The organism is Amycolatopsis albidoflavus (genome assembly GCF_039525725.1).
In the GTDB taxonomy this organism is placed as follows: domain Bacteria; phylum Actinomycetota; class Actinomycetes; order Mycobacteriales; family Pseudonocardiaceae; genus Amycolatopsis; species Amycolatopsis albidoflava.
Window position 1 is genome coordinate 126,284 of the sequence record NZ_BAAAHV010000007.1, and the last position, 16,864, is coordinate 143,147.

Genomic DNA, 16,864 nt, shown 5'->3' on the forward strand with positions numbered 1-16,864 from the left:
GCGGCCGAAACGGCATCAGGGCGATCGTCCTGGACGACTGCCCTGGGCGGTCGATCGCCTTGGGCGACTGCCCTGGACGGTCGCACTGGTCGGACGGTCGCCTTGGGCGACTGGCCTGGTCGGACGATCGCCTTGGGCGACTGCCCCGGGCGGACGGCCGCCCTGGACGACCGCTCTGGACGGGCGATCGTCCTGGACGGACGCCCTGGACGAGTGTCCGGGTAGATCGGGCGTTCGCCCTGGACAGGTGTCCGTCTAGGGCGATCGTCCTGGGCAGGCGTTCGCCCTGATCGGACGGTCGTGCTGGGCAGGTGGACGGTTGTGCCGCAGATGGTCTTGCGTGTTGGGCGGTCGTCCAGCGCAGACGTCCGTGCAGGTCGCGCGGTCGCCTCGGCGAGACGAACGCCCGCCCCAGACGATCGTCCGGGGCGGGCGTTCGCCCAAGGCGGGCGATCGAGCAAGGCAGGCGATCGAGCAAGGCAGGCGATCGAGCAAGGCAGGCGATCGAGCAAGTTGGATGATCGTCCTGGGCAGGCGTTCGCCCTGAACGGGCGTTCGTCCGGGGTGGGTGATCGGCAGGCCGGGGTCAGTGGTCTCGGCGGGTGATGAGCTGGGCCAGAGCAGTCAGTTCGGTTGTTGCTCTCGGGGTCGGGTTGGCGGCGGTCAGCGCGGTTAACGCGTCGGTGAGCAGTTCGTCGGCTTGGGCGTGGCTCCAGGCCCGGCCGCCGGCCTCGTCGACCAGGGCTGCGGCTTTGGCGAGGCAATCGTCCGGGAGCGGTTGCCGGTACAGCATCGACAGTTCCTGTCCGGCTGACGTGCCGGAAGTGAGCGCGGCAACCACCGGCAGGGACTTCTTGCGGCTGCGCAGGTCCGAGTACACCGGCTTCCCGGTGACCGCCGGGTCGCCCCAGATGCCGAGGAGGTCGTCGACGTGTTGGAAGGCCAAGCCCAGCGACCGGCCGAAGCGGCCGAAGCGTTCGACGTGTTCGCCGCGGCCGCCGACTACCAGCACGCCAAGCGTGCACGCAGCGCTCAGCAGGGCCGCCGTCTTGCCTTGTGCCATTCGGACGCATTCCTCGACCTCGACGTTCGTCCGCTGTTCGAACGCCAGGTCCTCGTGCTGGCCGTGCAGCAGATCAAGTACCGCCGTGCTCAGGAGGCGCGCCGCGGCGGGGCCGTCTGGGGACAGGACGTCGAAGGCCAGGGCGAGCAGGGAGTCTCCGGCCAGCACGGCTTGTCCGGTGCCGAACACGGTCCACGCGGTGGGGCGGTGCCGCCGGGTGCGGTCGCCGTCCATGACGTCGTCGTGCAGCAGGGAGAAGTTGTGCGCCAGTTCGACCGCGACCGCGGCCGGGATCGCGTCTTCCGGGTCTCCGCCGCAGGCCTCGGCGCACAGCAGCACCAGCGCCGGGCGCAGGGCTTTGCCTCCGGAGGCGCTCGTTGCGGTTCCCGTCTCGTCCCACCAGCCGAGGTGGTAGCCGGCGATCCGGCGCATCGACACGGGCAGCCGGTCCACCGCCGCCCGCATCGCCGGTTCCCATCGGCTCCGGCTCCAGTCCAGCACCTCGGCCACGGAACGGGCCGCGGTGCGCGCGTCCATCGTCGTCATCGCCGCACCGCTTCCCTGCGCGGCGCGGCAGCCAAAGTGGACAGTTCGGCGGGGTCGGTGACGGTCACTGCGAAACCACCTAACGTCGAAAACACCCGGGAACACGAAGAGACAGTGTTTTCCGGGAGCGGGCGAGGAATGCGAATCGAAAAGCGGCGCCGCGGATCAACATAGCAAGCGGGATCACTCCGACAATCACTCGATCGGGTAGCCGGGTCCGGTTCACCTGTTTGCCGAAGCTCCTTTTCGGACATTGCCGGTGCTGTTGTCGGCTCGACAACCAGAAGTGCGTCACCGTCGGTCCGCTGCCGTAACCCGGTCGTGTGCGCGCGACCGGTACCCGTGTCGTTTTCCCTTGGCAAGCAAGGGCAATCGGGGGAACCGGTATCCGGACCGCTGCTCCGATCCGGCGAACCGCGGCGGCGGCGGACGGCCACCCGGCTGAATCGCGCGTTCCGCCGTTGTCCGTTCCGGAATCGGCTGGATAGCGTCGGCCAGCGTATTTCCCCGCGCGAAAGGAACCGGATGAACGTCTACGTGACCGGGGTGTTCTGGGTCGTCGGCGCGGCGATCGCTGCCGCGGTGATCGGCTATCTCGTCCGGCGCTTCGGCTGGGACGAGGGCCGCCGCGACAACAACGACGCCGCGGGCCAGGTGTTCACCATCGTCGGCGGGCTGCACGCGGTCCTGGTCGCGTTCGTGCTGATCTCGCTCTTCGACGCCGTCACGTCCACGCGCGAGGGTTCCTACACCGAGGCGGAAGGCCTGGTCGCCGCCACCTGGTCGGCGCAGGCGCTGCCCGGCGACACCGGCGAGCAGGTGCGGCACCTCGCGATCGCGTACGCGACGACAGTGTCGAAGCAGGAGTGGCCCCGGCTCATCGACGACGGTCCGATCCCGGACACCGGCTGGACCCAGCTGGACCAGATGCGCCGCGTCGTCGCCAACGCGCAGGCGAGCGACGACTGGACGAACGACCGGAAGAAAGACGCCGCCGCACAGCTCTGGCAGGTTTACCAGGCCCGGCAGACCCGGCTGACCGGCGCGGAAACCGACGGCGTCGGCTCGGTCATGTGGTTCGCGCTCATCCTCGGCAGCGTGATCTCGATCCTGCTGCCGAACCTCTTCGGCGGCACGCGGATGGCCGCGCACTTGGTGATCGTGTCGACGCTGGCCGGCACGATCGTCCTCCTGCTCTACGCGATTTACCAGCTGCAAAACCCTTATGCCGGCGGCGCGAACGTGCATCCGGACGCGTTCACCTCGGCGATCTCGCGGCTCGGCTGACCGGTGCGAGGTTCCCGGTACCTGACTGTGGTGGCCGCCGCGGCCGCGGTCGCCGGGCTGCTCGTCGCGTCCGGTTGGCTGGCTCCGGCGCGACAGCGCGCGGCCGCGACCTCCTGCCGGGTGCTGCAGGTCGAAAGCCGCGACGGGTGGTCGTCCGACATCGTGCGGTTGACGTTGCCCTCCGGCGCGCGGCATCTGTTGCACCACAGCCCTTTCGCGCTGAACGCCATCGCCTACTCAGCCGCGCAGGACGTGACGTACGGCGTCGCCGACGGACGCTTCCGCGACGGTTCGCACGCGGTGCGGATCGACTCCGACGGCGAGCTGACCGACCTCGGCCCGGTCGGCCGCGACACCCACCACGGCGTCTGGAGCTGGGTGACCGGCGCGACGGCCGGGGCGATGTCCGGCAATTCCTGGTACGTGAAGCGGGCAACCAGTCTGTACACAGTGGACGTTGACCCGCGCAGCTCCGGATACCTCACCGCGACCGGGCCGGTGCTGCTGCATCCGTGGTGGCTCGCCTCGGGGGTCGACGATTTCGCGTACAACGCGGAGGACGGTCTGCTGTATGGGGTTTCGTCCACCGGCGAGGGCGCGGTGGTCACGGTGAATCCGGTGAGCGGGAAGGTCGCGAAGGTGCCGGGGGAGCGGTTCCCGGAAGCGACTTACGGGTCGGTCGTGTTCGGGCCGGACCACAAGCTCTACGCGACCGCGAATTGGATCGACGGGCGGAGCGTCATGTACCGGATGGACGGCGGTACCGCGGTCGAGGTGAGTACTGGGCCGCCGTTGGTGCTCTCCGACGGGGCCGGGTGTTTGGCCGAACCCGCGCCGCCACCTCCGCCGCCCCCGCCCCCACCACCTCCGCCGACGACGTCGTCCTCGGCACCGCCGCCGTCCTCACCTTCCCCGACGCCGTCCCCCACACCGTCGCCGTCCCCGACGCCGTCGAGCTCGGCGAGTCCCACGCCGTCCTCAAGCCCGTCACCCCAGCCGACGTCACCGTCAACCCTGCCATCCCCGGAACCGACCCAGCCGAATCCGATCGCGCCCACCCCGGCCCCGATCCAACCCCCGCAACAGCGAGACGCGATCATCCAGCCCGTCCCCATGCCGCAACCCCCGGCGCCCTCGCGCGCCGCTCCGCTGAAAGCAAGCCAGAAATTGCCCGAGAAACGCGCGGCGAAGGCGCGCGAGAACGTGAAGAAGCAGCGCCGCTGGGGTGTCACGGCGGTCTTGCTGATCGTCGGAGGAGGTGCGGTAGCGGCTCGAGCACGGCGCGCTCGTTAACGCGGCAGTCGTCTCGATGACGGACGTTGTCCAACTCGGCCGTCGAGACTTCCCCGGGCGTCGAAACGACGCCAGAGGAGGAGAAAGCCGATGAAACGCGTGAAGATCGGGCTGGTCGCCGGGGCGCTGGTGCTGCCGCTGGCCGCCGCAGGCCCGGCCGAGGCCAAGGGCTGCCCGGACGACCATTACCGGGTGCGGGCCGGGCACGCGCTGCAGGTGCGCGGCGACGCTCAGCGCGATGGCGCGGTCGTGCGGCACACCGATCCCGGGCACGGCGCGCTCACCATCGGCCCGGACGGAGCGTTCCGGTACACGCCCGCCGCCGGGTTCACCGGGCGCGACACGTTCACCTACACCGTCAGCGACGCGGTTCGGTTGTACCCGACGGACTTGCCGGCGCTCGGCACGATCGGCGGCGTCAAGATCACGGGCGGCGGATACGGTTCCGCGCTCACTCCGGTGCCGGGTTCGCGCGACGAGTTCTACGGACTGACCGACCGGGGCCCGAACGTCGACGCGCCGGACGGGTCCAAAGTGGAGCCGATCCCGTCGTTCACGCCCGCCATCGGCAAGTTCCGGCTCAAGGGCGGGAAAGCCGTGCTGGAGCGGAACATTCCGCTGCGCGCGGCGGACGGTTCGCCGTACAACGGCCAGGTCAACACCCTGGCGAACACCGGCGAGACCATCGTGGACCTCAATGGCGCGAAGCTGCCCGCGTCGCCGAACGGCTACGACTCCGAAGGTCTGGTCGCCCAGCGCGACGGGACGTTCTGGGTGTCCGACGAGTACGGCCCGTTCATCACGCACTTCCGCGCTGACGGCCGCGCGATCGAGCGGTTCTCGCCGTTCGACGGTTCGCTGCCGAAGGAACTGAAGAACCGCGTGCCGAACAAGGGCATGGAAGGGCTCGCGCTCACGCCGGACGGGCGGACGCTCGTCGGCGTCATGCAGTCCGCGCTGCAGCAGCCGGATCTCACGAAGAAGCCCAGCAAGGTTCCCGCGCTGCGGATCGTGACTGTCGACCTGAAAACCCGCGCCACGCATGAGTACGCGTACCTGCTCGACAACCCGGACGAGACCAGCACTGCGGTCTCCGAGATCACCGCGCTGTCGGCGACCCGGTTCCTCGTGGACGAGCGCGACGGCAAGGCCGAGCCTGGCGCGTACAAGAAGCTGTTCGAGATCGACCTGAGCAAGGCGACTGATCTCGGCCCGGCGGCGAAGGTGCCGGGCGCGACGTATGACGCGGCCAAGGGCGGGCTGCTCGTCGATGGCGGCAAGAGCATCGAGGCGTACGTCGGCAAGGCGACCACCGCCGAGGCCGCTGACGCGCTGAAGAAGGTCGGCGTGACGCCGACGGCGAAGAAGCTGTTCCTTGACGTTGGCGGGCTGGTGACCGGGCTGGATCCGAGTGGTGGGTTCTTCGGCCACGACAAGGTGGAGGGTGTCGCGACGACTGACGGCGGCCGCACTGTGGTGATCAGCAATGACAGCGACTTCGGTATTGACGGTGTCGCGAACTCGGCGGCTCCGTACACGCTGCACGCGAAGACGCAGCCGAACGGTCGTCAGGACGACGGTGAGTATCTGCAGGTGGACATGACGAGGCTGCCTGCGCGGACGCGCACGGTGACGGTGACCGTTGACGTGCGCTGACGGGCGTCAGTACTTGAACTGATCCACGTTGTTCTGCGTGATCAGCAGGGGATCGCCGAGCAAGACCGTCCGGGTGGCCGCGTCGTAGCGCACCGCGGGGAGTTCCGGGCTCACGTTGTTGCTGGGCCGGAGCGGGGTGCCGGTCGCGAGCTGCTCGGCGGTCCAGGCGGTGAGATAGCCGAGGGATTCGACGTTCCACAGCACCGTCATGGAGCAGGAACCGTCGACCAGGTACGGCTTCATCGTCTGCGGCGTGCCGGTGCCGACGGTGAACACCTGGCCGATCTTCTGCTGATCACGCACCGCCCGCGCGATGCCCGGCGTCGCCGTCGTGCACTGGCCGATCATGCCGGTGAGCTTCGGGTGCCGGCTGAGGATCTCCTTCGCCAGCTTCGTGGCGGTGGTGGTGTCCTCGTCGGCGTAGACCGTCTCGACCAGCTTCGCTCGCGGATAGTGTTGTGCCGCATAGGTTTTCTCGGCTTCGATCCACGAGTTGAGGTTCGCCGCGGCGCGCCCGCACGAGACGATCGCGTACTCGCCGGCGCCGCCGGTTTTCTTCATCAGCGAGTCGACCAGCGCCGAACCGATGCCTTCGGCCGTCGTCTGGTTCACGAAGACCTCGCGCTGGGAACCGGCGGCGTCGGTGTCCGTGGTGAGCACGTGGATGCCCTTAGCGCGCGCCTCGGCGATTGTCGGGGCCAGCTCCGCCGGATCGTTCGGGGCCACCGCGATGACGTCGACGCGTTCGGCGATGAGCTGCCGCAGGATCGCCGTCTGCGCCTCCGGGTCGACACTCGCCGGCGCGCGGGTGAACCACTTCGCGCCGAGCCGTTCGGAGGCCAGCATGCCGCCGGCGTTCATCGCGTCGAAGTACGGGATCCCGCCGATTTTCGGCACGAAGGCGATTTTCGCCGGTTCCGGAGCCGAACCGGACAGGACCGGCGTGCAACTGGCCGCCACCGCCGCCGCGGTCGCCACCAGCGCCGCACCCAGCACGAGCGTTTTGGTCCGCCCTCGCATCCCCCACCGTTCCCCGGCAACTTGACCTGGCAGCCGAAGGTAGGGCCAGTGGCCGCAGGGGGTCAACCGAACGCGATCAAACGGTTACGCAAACGAGTTCAACCGCCGGACGGCGCAGCCTCCTCTCCGCCCGCCGGACACGTCCCGTCCGCGGGCAGTTCACCGGTCAGCAGGTAGTGCGCGGCCTTGTCGTCGACGCACGGGTTGGGCTCGTTGAGGTAGGCGGCGTGGTTGCCGCCGCCGTCGACGAGCAGGCTCGAACCGCGCAGCACCCGGTGCATCCGCTGCGCGCCGACCAAGGGCGTCGCGGCGTCGTCTTTCCCTTGCAGCAACAGGATCGGCGGCACCGGGGCGGAGCCGATCCGGACTTCCGGCGACGGCGGGACCCGCCAGAACGCGCACGGGGCGCTGTACCAGCTGTTGAGCCAGGCGAACAGCGGCGCGGCCGCGGCGGACTTCGCGGTGTCCGCGTGCCAGGTCGCCCAGTTGCGCGGCCAGCCGGCGTCGGCGCAGTTGTAGGCGAGCTGGCCGGGATCGACCGCGTAGCGGGCCTGTCCGGCGGCGACGTTCAGCCCGGTCGAATCCCCGCCGCGGTGGCTCGCGACCGCCTGCATCAGCGACGGCCAGGCCCAGTCGCCGTACATCGCGGACGCCAGCAGATCGTCCAATTCGGACACTCCGGTCTTGCCGTCCGCCGGTTGTGCCGCGAGTTTCTCGCGCAGCTCGTTCCACGAGGCCTTCACAGCGGATGCGGTGGTGCCGAGGTGATACGTGCTGTCGCGCTCCGCGGTCCACGCGAACAGCTGCTCAGCCCGTGCCTGAAGGGCCGTGTTTTGCTGGAACTGCGTTTGATACGTGGTGACCGTCGGATCGACGACGCTGTCCAGGATCATCCGCCCGGTGTGCGTCGGGAACAGCGTCGCGTACGTCGCGCCGAGCTTGGTGCCGTAGGAATAGCCGAGGTAGTCGATCTTGTCCTTGCCGAGCGCTTCGCGGATCCGGTCCATGTCCCGCGCCGCGTTCTCGGTGGTGAGGTGTGGAAGCAGGTCTTTCCCGTTCTCCGCGCATTGCGCCGCGATCTGCTTGGCCAGATCTTCGCGCTTGCGCTCTTGCGGAAGACCGGCCGGTTCGTACGGCGACGCGGGATGCGGTGCGAGTTTCGAGGTGTCGCCACAGGAAACCGGTGTGCTCGCACCGATTCCGCGCGGGTCGAAGCTGAACACCGCGTACTGCTGAGCGACGTCCTGCGGCAGCTGGCTGAACACGAGCTTCTCGGTGCCGAGCCCGGACGCGCCGGGGCCGCCGGGATTCACCAGCAGGAAATGCGGCGAACTGAGGCTGCCCATGCCCGAGACGGTGAGGGTGATCTGCTTCCCGTCCGGTTTCGCGTAGTCGAGCGGCACCTGAAGGCTCGCGCACGACACCTGCCGGGGTGTCCCGGCTGGGCATTCGCCCCACTTGAGCGAGGACGGCTGTGCGCTGGCCGGAGCACTGAGGAAGCTTCCGAGGAGAAAAACGAGGACAAATGCGGTGGCGCAACGGCGCGCCAAGTTGATCACCACACTTCCGGTTATACCGATTTGCCGGAGCCGCCGGGCGACAGTCATCACATCGGGCGACCTTGCGCCATTGATACCCCATAGGGGTATAGTCAGCCGCATGAACGAGCACCAGCACGGAGCGTCTTGGTCCACCGCCGCCCAGGCGACGCTGCACTGCCTCACCGGGTGTGCCATCGGCGAAGTGCTCGGCATGGTTCTCGGCACCGCGTTCGGCCTGCACAACGCGGCCACTGTGGTGCTGTCCATCGTGCTGGCGTTCGTCTTCGGCTACGCCCTCACCATGCGCGGCGTGCTCAAGTCCGGGCTCGCGCTCGGCGCCGCCTTCAAGGTCGCGCTCGCCGCCGACACGGTGTCGATCGCGGTCATGGAGGTCATCGACAACACGGTCGTCGTGGCGATCCCGGGCGCGATGGACGCGGGGCTGTCGAGCGGATTGTTCTGGCTGTCGCTGGCCTTGTCGCTCGCGATCGCTTTCGTGGTCACGGTTCCGGTCAACAAGTGGATGATCGGCCGCGGTCGTGGGCACGCCGTCGTGCATGCCCACCACCAGCACTGAGGTTCAGCAGGACGGCACCGGCGAATCGGCTCGGAGATAGGCCTCGGACACGTAATGTCCGGGGCCGATCCGGTTCCAGCGGGTAGTTCCGTCCACTGCTTCGCCTCGCACGGAACACTCGATCGGCACCTGCGCGGAATCAGCGGCCAATCCGGCTGCCGGCGCGTCGTTGTCCGCAGACGTGCGCACGACCAGCGGAGCCCCGCCGGTCACCACGCCGGTGGCCGCGGCGGTGCCAGTCCAGAGGAAAGTGACGTCCACGTAGCTGCTGCCTTTGAGGCCGAGGCCGTCCCAGAACGTGCCGTCGGCCAGATCGAGACCGGCGGGGTTGCGCACGGTGCGGCCGTGTTCGTCCTTGCCGCCGTTGAAGCCGTCTTGGTATGCCGCTTGTGCTTCCGGTACGCCTTGGGGGAGTGAACCGAACTGCGCGCGTCGCTCGGCGGTGTTCCAGTAGTCGTCGTGTTCGTTCCACGGCCCGACATCCCACACCGGCGCGTACTCGCAGCGTGCGCCGTCGGTTCGGCACACCTTGACGGTGAACGTCCCTCTTCCCTTGGAGGACACCGTTTTCGTTGACGGGAGCGCTGCGAAGTGGTCCCGTTCGGTGATCCGGTGCCCGCTCGAAGTGGTGCCGCCGACGAGCCCTTCGCGGGTCGCGTAGAGGCGGTAGGTCAGCGGTCTTTCGAGGACTCTTCTGCCGTGCTTGGGTTTGGCCGAGACGGGAGGCGGAGTCGACAAAGCGATAACTGCCACTGCGAGAAGGACGTGACCAGCCGCTTTCCTGGTGTTCATCAGCGCATCGTGGCCCGGCGCGCGGGATTGGCCGCGCAACCGGGCCCGCGCGTCAGGCGGACACGATCCGGTGCGGCCCGGTCTTGCGCGGCCGGTCGTCGATGGGGGCGTCGGCGGACAGCTCCCGGCGGATGGCCCGGGCGCGCTCGGCGTAGCTGCGGGACCGTTCGGGCTGGCTGAGCGCGGAGTGGAGTTCGCCGAGAAGCTGCGACACATGGGCTTCGGACCGGCGGTCTCCGTTGCGGCGGTGCACGCTCAGCGAGTTCACCAGCAGCAGTTGCGCGTGTGCGAGATCGCCGCTGTACAGGCAGAGTTCGCCGAGGTTCTGGTTCGCGTAGCCGACGCAGTGGTCGTCACCGAGGTCGGTGAACACCGCGATGGCGCGCGTGACGTGCTCGCGGGCTTCGGCGAGGTTGCCCTCGCGTTGGTGCAGGAGCCCGAGCCGTTGCAGCGCATGGGCTTCCCGGTGCCGGTCGCCGATTTCGCAGGACAGCTCCAGCGCGTCGGTGTACCAGCGGCGGGCCGTGGCGTAGCACTTGCGCGCGACCCAGATCGACCCGATCGCGATCCGGATCACCGCTTCGCCGTGCGGGTCGCCCGCCTCGCCGAACAGCCGGAGCGCTTCGTGACAGGGTTCGAGCGCGCGGTCGGTTTGGCCCTGCATCCGCAACACGGTGCCGAGGCCGGCGTGTGCCTCGCCGAGGCCTTGCTGGTCGCCGATGCGCTGGTACAGCTCGCGTGCGGCTTCGAAGGCGACCATCGCGTCCGCGTCGTTGTCTTGGTACAGCAGGACTTGGCCGAGGTTGCGCTGGACGACTGCCTCGCCGCGGAGCGTGCCTGCCCGGCGTGCTGCTTCGAGGGCGATCAGATGGGTGGCGTGCCAGTCGTCTTGGTGGCCGCGGAGATCGAAGTACGGCGTGAGGGCCACGGTGAGCCGCCAGGTCAGGTCGTCGAAACCGCGCTCGGCGGCCAGCCCGACGGCGGCGACGCAGGTGGCGCGTTCGGCGGCGAACCAGGCAGCTGGGTCGGTCAGCAGGCGGTCTGCTTCCATGGGAAGGGCTGGGTCGGTTTCGTCGTGGTACTGGCCGAAGAAATGGATCGGCATTCGCTCGGCGGCTTCCACCGCCAGCGCTAGATATCCCTCTAGAACTCGGCCCACTGCGGCGCGGGTCTCGTCGGGTTCGGCTAGTTCGGCGGCGTAGACGCGCAGGAGGTCGTGCAGGCGGTAGCGCGGTTGGCCCGCGACGTCGGTGGCGACGAGTTCCACCAGGTGTGCGTCGACGAGCACGTCGAGGACGTCGTCGGCGGACGAGCGGCCCAGGACCGCGGCGACTGCCCAGGCTGGGAATTGCACCGGACCCAGTGCGCCTAACCGGCGGAAGGCCGCGGCGGCGGACATGGGCAGGAGGTCGTAGCTCAGGGTCACGCTCGCGCGGACAGCCAGGTCGCCGACGCGCAGCTCGTCGAGACGGCGGTGTTCGTCGTGGAGGCGGTCGGCGAGGATGCGCAGGGACCACGTCGGACGGTGGGTGAGCTTGGCGCCGGCGACGCGGATCGCCAGCGGCAGATGTCCGCACTGGCGCAGGATCGCCGCGGCGTCTTCGGGTTCGGCGGCTACCCGGTCGTGGCCGACGATGCCTTCCAGCAGACGGGCGGCTTCCGGTTCGGGCAGGAGGTCGACATCCACCGGGACTGCGCCGGGCAGGTCTGGCAGGCGGATCCGGCCGGTGACGAGTACGGCGCACGCGCCCGCGCCGGGCAGCAGCGGGCGTACTTGGGCGGCGCTGCCCGCGTCGTCGAGGACGACGCACATCCGGCGGCCGGCGAGCTGGGAACGCAGCAGTGCGGCGCGTTCCGCCAGGTCTCGGGGGAGGCCGGAATCCGGGATGCCCAGGGCGCGCAGGAGTTCGGCAAGGACGCTCATCGGGGAGCGCGGGGACGACGAGGTTCCGGCGAGGTCCACATGCAACTGTCCGTCTGGGAAAACGGTTCGTACTGCGTGCGCTACCCGTACTGCGATTGAGGATTTGCCGATTCCTGGTGCGCCGGACAGGACGACGATCGCGGGGCGTTCCGCTTCGGCGTGGTGGCGGAGTTTCGCGACCAGGCGCTGGGTTACTTCGCCGCGGCCGGTGAAATCTGGCAGATCGAGGGGCAATTGGCAGATCGGCGGGACTTTGGCGCACGGGACTTCGAGGGTGGTGCGGAGTTCGCGGAGTGCTGCGCCGGGGCTCGCGGACAGTTCGTCGGCGAGGGTTTGTTCGACCAGTTCGTACGCTTCCGCGGCTTCGGTGGTTCGGCCTGCGTCGCGTAGTGCGGTGATCAGGTGGTGCCAGAGTTCTTCGCGCAGCGGGTGTTCGGTGACCAGGGCGCGTAGTTCGGCGATGACTTCGTTGTGGCGGCCTAGGGCTAGCCGGGCGCGTAGGCGTTGTTCTTGTACTGCCAGGCGTAGTTCGTCCAGGCGGGCGACTGTCGGGCCCCAGGTTGGGTCGTGGGGGAGGCCTTCCAGAACTTCGCCTCGCCAGAGGGCGTGGGCTTCGTCCAGGAGGGTCAGGGCGGTTTCTGGGTGGTCTTGGGTTTCCCAGGCCTTCGTTGCCAAGCGGGTGAAGACGAGGTGGTCGAGTTCGTCTTCCGGGACGGTGAGGAGGTAGCCGGAGGCTCGGCTCGTGATGCGGTCGGCTAGGTCGGGGGAGGTTTCGGCTAGGCGTCTGCGGAGGGAGTGGACGTAGGTGCGGATGTTGGCGGCTGCGGAGCGGGGGGCGGTGGTCGGCCATAGGACTTCGACCAGGGCTTCGGTGGATACGACGATGTTGGGCTGGAGGGCTAGTGCGGCCAGCAGCAAGCGGGGCTTCGGGCCGCCCAGAGGTACGGCCCTGCCCTCGGCGATGACCTCCAGCGGCCCCAGGATCCGGAAGGTCAGCGAAATCAATTTACCCGCCTTGGCGGCAAGGTCCCCATGGTCGGCATGCTAGGAGCGTTTGGGCCGGTTAGCTAGATCCACTTGGGGAGGAATACCCCATAAGGGGTGATATCGAGGGGTGGATGTTACCGGGTGTTTCTGTGGGGTGAATCGGTTTCATGTGTGGGGGTGGGGGGCGGCTCGTCGCCTGGCGGCGACATTGCGCACGTTGGTTGCGTGGGGCACCCCGAAGCTTGATTGTGCTGACGGTCTGGGGGTGCTTGTCAAGGCGGGAAAGATGCCTTGACAAGCACCCCCAGACCGCAGGGAGGCTTCGTATCGGGGTTGGGGGAGGGGCTGGGTGCCTCGATCGTTGGGTGCATCGGTGTCTGTTGGGTGGGCTGTGAAGGACTCGTTGAGGGAATCTGGTTCCGTGAAGGGCTCCTTGAGGGAATGTCGGTTCGCGAAGGGGGTTGCGCGGCTCTGAGGTTCGTGAGGGGAACCCTGAGGGACTCAGAGTTCGTCAGGGTTCCCCTCACGTACTTGGGGGCCGGTGGGCAGATGGGTGAGTTTTTGGTGTTGTTGATCAGGATTGTGCGACCTTCGTAGGTGGCGGTTGGGGCTGTCTGGTGCTGTGAGGGGAGGGTGGTGAAACGGGCGTTTTTCTGATTTCGGCACATTCCGCTGTGGACAGTGCGGATGAAACGGACTTTGGTCGCACTTGTCCCTTGTGTCGCGATGAGGGGAGCAGATAACGGTTCCGCACCGGGGAGCTTGACGCTTCCCTGGCGGGCGGGGGCAGTCCTAATCTCGTTCCGGCGGCAGGCGGGGTCGAGGCCGCGCAACACGAGGGAGTTGCTGTGCGTAGAAGCGTCACCATGTTTCTTTCGCTGGCGGTGGTGGGCGGCCTGGCCGCTTCGCCTGCCGTGGCGTCGGCTCAGGGGCGGGCGGACATTCCGCAATCGCATCCGGCTTGGGCCAATCCGCAGTCCAAGGTGGCCGACACGGCTGGGTCGTCCACAATGGACTTTCGGGTTTATTTGAATCTCAAGGACCAGGGGGCGGCCGAGGCTGCCGCGCAGTCGGTGTCCGATCCGAACAGTCGCGGGTACCGGCATTATCTTTCGCCGGACCAGGTGCGCGACCAGTTCGCGGCTTCCGACCAGACTGTGTCCGCGGTGAAGAATTGGCTGTCCGCAAGCGGATTCGCCACCGGCGAGGTGCCGTCCAACCGGGCGTATGTCGAGGCGACCGGTACCGCTGACCAGGTGCAGCGCGCGTTCGCGGTGAACCTGGGCAAGTACCAGGTCAAGGGGCAGACGCTGCGGGCGGCGGACAAGGACCTGTCCGTTCCGGCGTCGCTGGCGAAGGACGTGCTCGGCGTCGTCGGCGTCGACCAGGCGACGAATCTGTTCAAGCCGGACCACACCGACGGTGCGGACACGCCGGCGACGAAGCAGTCTCGCGTGCAGGGCAGCCCGTCGACCGCGCCGCCCAGCAAGGGGTTCCGCAACTCGGGGCCGTGCAGCGCCTACTACGGCGAGAAGACCGACACGACTGACCCGGCGTACAACGGGAAGCAGCTTCCCTACGCGCCGTGCGGTTACACGCCCGCGCAGCTGCGTTCGGCGTACGGCCTGGACCAGGCCGCGAAGCTCGGTGCGGACGGTCGCGGCACCACGATCGCCATCGTGGACGCGTTCGCGTCGCCGACGATCTACGCCGACGCGGCGGAGTACGCCAAGCGCAACGATCCGGCGCACCCGCTGACCAAGCAGCAGTTCAAGCAGCACATCTTCCCGCCCAACCCGGTGCTCGAAGGACCGGACCAGTGCGACGCTTCCGGCTGGTACGGCGAGGAAACCCTGGACGTCGAGGCCGCGCACGGACTCGCGCCGGGCGCGGACATCCTCTACGTCGGCGGGCAAGACTGTGAAGACCTGTCGCTGGACACCGCGCTGAACTACGTCGTCGCGGGGCACAAGGCCGACATTATTTCCAACTCCTACGGCGACACCGGCGAGGACATCCCGGCCGCCGAGGTCAAGGTGTTCAACCAGATCTCGCTTCAGGCGGTGCTCGAGGGCATCGGCGTGTACTTCTCCTCCGGCGACAACGGGGACGAGGTCGCGCGGCTGGGCACGCCGTCGCCGGACTTCTCCGCTTCGGCTCCGTGGGTGACCGCGGTCGGCGGGACGTCGCTGGCGGTCGGCCAGGACGGCAAGCGGATCTTCGAAACCGGTTGGGAGACCGGCAAGTCGACGCTGACCGACGGCGCCTACGCCCCGGCGTTCCCCGGCGCGTTCAACGGCGGCGCGGGCGGCGGCACGAGCCGGCTGTTCGGCCAGCCCTTCTACCAGAAGGGAATCGTGCCGGACGCGCTGTCCACGAAGAACCAGACCGGCGGCGCGAAGGGCCGCGTGGTCCCGGACATCTCCGCGGTCGCCGACCCGAACACCGGGTTCCTGGTGGGCCAGACGCAGACCTTCCCGGACGGCGTCTACTACGACCAGTACCGGATCGGCGGCACGAGCCTGGCGTCGCCGGTGTTCGCGGGCGTGATGGCGGTGTCCGACAGCCTCGACCACTTCCACCACGGGTTCATCAACCCGGTGCTGTACCAGCTGACGTCGCGCACGTCGGCGATCCACGACGTGCAGCACGTCGACGGCGCGGTGCAGCGCGTGGACTTCGCCAACGGGACCGACGCCAGCGGCGGGCTGAAGACCTCGGCCCGGGTGCTCGACTACCCGAACCTGACGATTCACACGACCAAGGGCTACGACGACGTGACGGGCCTCGGCTCGCCCAACGGAGTGGCATTCCTCTTGCTGGTGTGACCGAGGGGTGAAAGGAAGGGCCTGCCGGGACTCCCGGCAGGCCCTTCCTTGCGTGGCGTGCCGTGAAGGGCTCCTTGAGGGAATCTAATTCCCTCAAGGAGCCCTTCACGGCACGCGGACCGGCGGGTGCCGCAGTGCGCGGACGGCGCGGGAGCGCAACGGGGAAAGCGCGGTGGCGACCAGGACGAACCCGCCGACGAGCAGCACCGCGGGCGCGCCGAACGCGGCGCCGAGCGGTCCGGCGAGGAGTTCGCCGATCGGAATGCCCGCATAGGAGCCGAAATCGTCGAACGCGGCCATCCGCGACAGGAGATGCCCGGGGATGTTCTCCTGGACCGTCGTATCCCAGGCCACGCCCATGACACCGGCGGAGAACCCGGCGACGAACGTCGTCCCGGCCAGCACGGCGAAGTTCGCGTGCGTGCCGAGCGCGAACAGCGGCAGCGCGGTCAGGGCCGCACCAACCAGTCCGACCGGCAGCAGTCGTTTCGGCGCGAACCGGTACATGACCAGACCGGCCAGCAGCGCGCCCACCGCGCGCACGCTCAGCGCCGCGCCCCATCCGGCCGCGCCGATGGTGTCCTGCGCGATGCCCGGCGCGAGCACCAGCCAGCCGCCGGTGAAGACGATGTTGTAGACGGTGAACGCCGTGACCACCCGCCACAGCCACGGGATCCGCCAGAACTGCCGCCAGCCGATTCGCACACTGTGCAAGACACTGTGCTGCTCGGACTTTTCCGCCGGGGGCAGCGTGATCGCCTGGTAGAGCAAGGCGGCGAGTACGAACGACACCCCGTCGGCGGCGATCGCCCACCCGCCGCCGACCGTGCCGACCAGCACTCCGGCGACGGCCGGACCGGCCACCTTGGTGATGTTCCGTCCGGTGGCCAGCAGCGAGTTCGCCTGGCGCAGCGATTCCGGCGGGACGATCTGCGGGACGATCCCGCGCAGCACCGGCGTCGTGAACGCGGTGCAGATTCCGCCGAGGAACTCGGTCGCGACGAGGGCGCCCAGCGAGTAGTTGCCGGTGAGCAGGATGGCCGCGGCCGCCAGTTGCGCCGCGCCCGCGCCGAGGTTCGACAGCCGCAACACGCGGTTGCGCGGGAACCGGTCGCCGACCGCGCCGCCCACCAGCAGGAACGCCAGCAGCGGCACGATCCCGGCGGCGAGCACGACGCCGAGGTCGGTCGGGCTGTGGCTGCTGCCGAGCACCGCGAACGACAAGGCGACCGGGGTCATGGCGCTGCCCAGCAGCGAGACCAGTCGTCCGGTGTAGAAAATGGCGAACGCGCGATGGCGCAACGGTGCTTCCCCCACCCCGCGATCCTGACGGGAACGGGTCGGGAACGC

Annotated in this window: 11 protein-coding genes; 5 read left to right on the plus strand and 6 right to left on the minus strand. The window is 68.7% G+C overall.

Going from position 1 to position 16,864, the window contains the following annotated elements:
• Positions 1-586: 586 nt before the first annotated feature.
• Entirely contained in the window at positions 587-1,609 is a 1,023-nt protein-coding gene (locus ABD156_RS09920; RefSeq protein ID WP_344269552.1) for a family 2 encapsulin nanocompartment cargo protein polyprenyl transferase, read from the minus strand.
• Between the two features lie 525 nt (positions 1,610-2,134).
• Between ABD156_RS09920 and ABD156_RS09925 the strand changes: the two genes are divergently transcribed.
• The 3 genes from ABD156_RS09925 (at position 2,135) to ABD156_RS09935 (ending at position 5,845) form a co-directional block, all read left to right on the plus strand.
• Positions 2,135-2,896 carry a bestrophin-like domain gene (locus ABD156_RS09925; protein ID WP_344269554.1) on the plus strand — a complete coding sequence of 254 codons (762 nt, stop codon included), beginning with the start codon at positions 2,135-2,137 and terminating at the stop codon, positions 2,894-2,896.
• Positions 2,897-2,899: 3 nt separating this feature from the next.
• Positions 2,900-4,189 (plus strand): DUF6923 family protein, encoded by a 1,290-nt coding sequence (locus ABD156_RS09930; protein WP_344269557.1) that lies wholly within the window; start codon positions 2,900-2,902, stop codon positions 4,187-4,189.
• A gap of 90 nt (positions 4,190-4,279) precedes the next feature.
• A complete protein-coding gene (locus tag ABD156_RS09935) occupies positions 4,280-5,845 on the plus strand; it encodes an esterase-like activity of phytase family protein (protein ID WP_344269559.1) in 1,566 nt (521 codons plus the stop codon).
• A 6-nt stretch (positions 5,846-5,851) separates the two neighbouring features.
• Here ABD156_RS09935 and ABD156_RS09940 read toward each other — a convergent pair whose 3' ends face one another.
• A complete protein-coding gene (locus tag ABD156_RS09940) occupies positions 5,852-6,865 on the minus strand; it encodes an autoinducer 2 ABC transporter substrate-binding protein (RefSeq protein ID WP_344269561.1) in 1,014 nt (337 codons plus the stop codon).
• A gap of 98 nt (positions 6,866-6,963) precedes the next feature.
• A complete protein-coding gene (locus tag ABD156_RS09945) occupies positions 6,964-8,268 on the minus strand; it encodes an alpha/beta hydrolase (protein ID WP_344269563.1) in 1,305 nt (434 codons plus the stop codon).
• A 256-nt stretch (positions 8,269-8,524) separates the two neighbouring features.
• Between ABD156_RS09945 and ABD156_RS09950 the strand changes: the two genes are divergently transcribed.
• Positions 8,525-8,983, plus strand: a complete 459-nt coding sequence (locus ABD156_RS09950) for a DUF4396 domain-containing protein (protein WP_344269565.1) — start codon at positions 8,525-8,527, stop codon at positions 8,981-8,983.
• Between the two features lie 3 nt (positions 8,984-8,986).
• Here the strand turns inward: ABD156_RS09950 and ABD156_RS09955 are convergent, their stop codons facing one another.
• Together ABD156_RS09955 and ABD156_RS09960 are read right to left on the minus strand one after the other, a co-directional pair.
• The gene (locus tag ABD156_RS09955; RefSeq protein WP_344269568.1) at positions 8,987-9,775 is read right to left on the minus strand and encodes a hypothetical protein; all 789 of its coding nucleotides are present in this window, start codon (positions 9,773-9,775) and stop codon (positions 8,987-8,989) included.
• A gap of 52 nt (positions 9,776-9,827) precedes the next feature.
• Positions 9,828-12,704 carry an AfsR/SARP family transcriptional regulator gene (locus ABD156_RS09960; RefSeq protein WP_344269571.1) on the minus strand — a complete coding sequence of 959 codons (2,877 nt, stop codon included), beginning with the start codon at positions 12,702-12,704 and terminating at the stop codon, positions 9,828-9,830.
• A gap of 830 nt (positions 12,705-13,534) precedes the next feature.
• Between ABD156_RS09960 and ABD156_RS09965 the strand changes: the two genes are divergently transcribed.
• Positions 13,535-15,514, plus strand: coding sequence for a S53 family peptidase (locus ABD156_RS09965; RefSeq protein ID WP_344269574.1), 1,980 nt, complete (start codon positions 13,535-13,537; stop codon positions 15,512-15,514).
• Positions 15,515-15,619: 105 nt separating this feature from the next.
• On the opposite strand, the gene ABD156_RS09970 is transcribed toward ABD156_RS09965, so the two are convergent.
• A complete protein-coding gene (locus ABD156_RS09970; protein WP_344269577.1) occupies positions 15,620-16,831 on the minus strand; it encodes an MFS transporter in 1,212 nt (403 codons plus the stop codon).
• Positions 16,832-16,864: the final 33 nt, after the last annotated feature.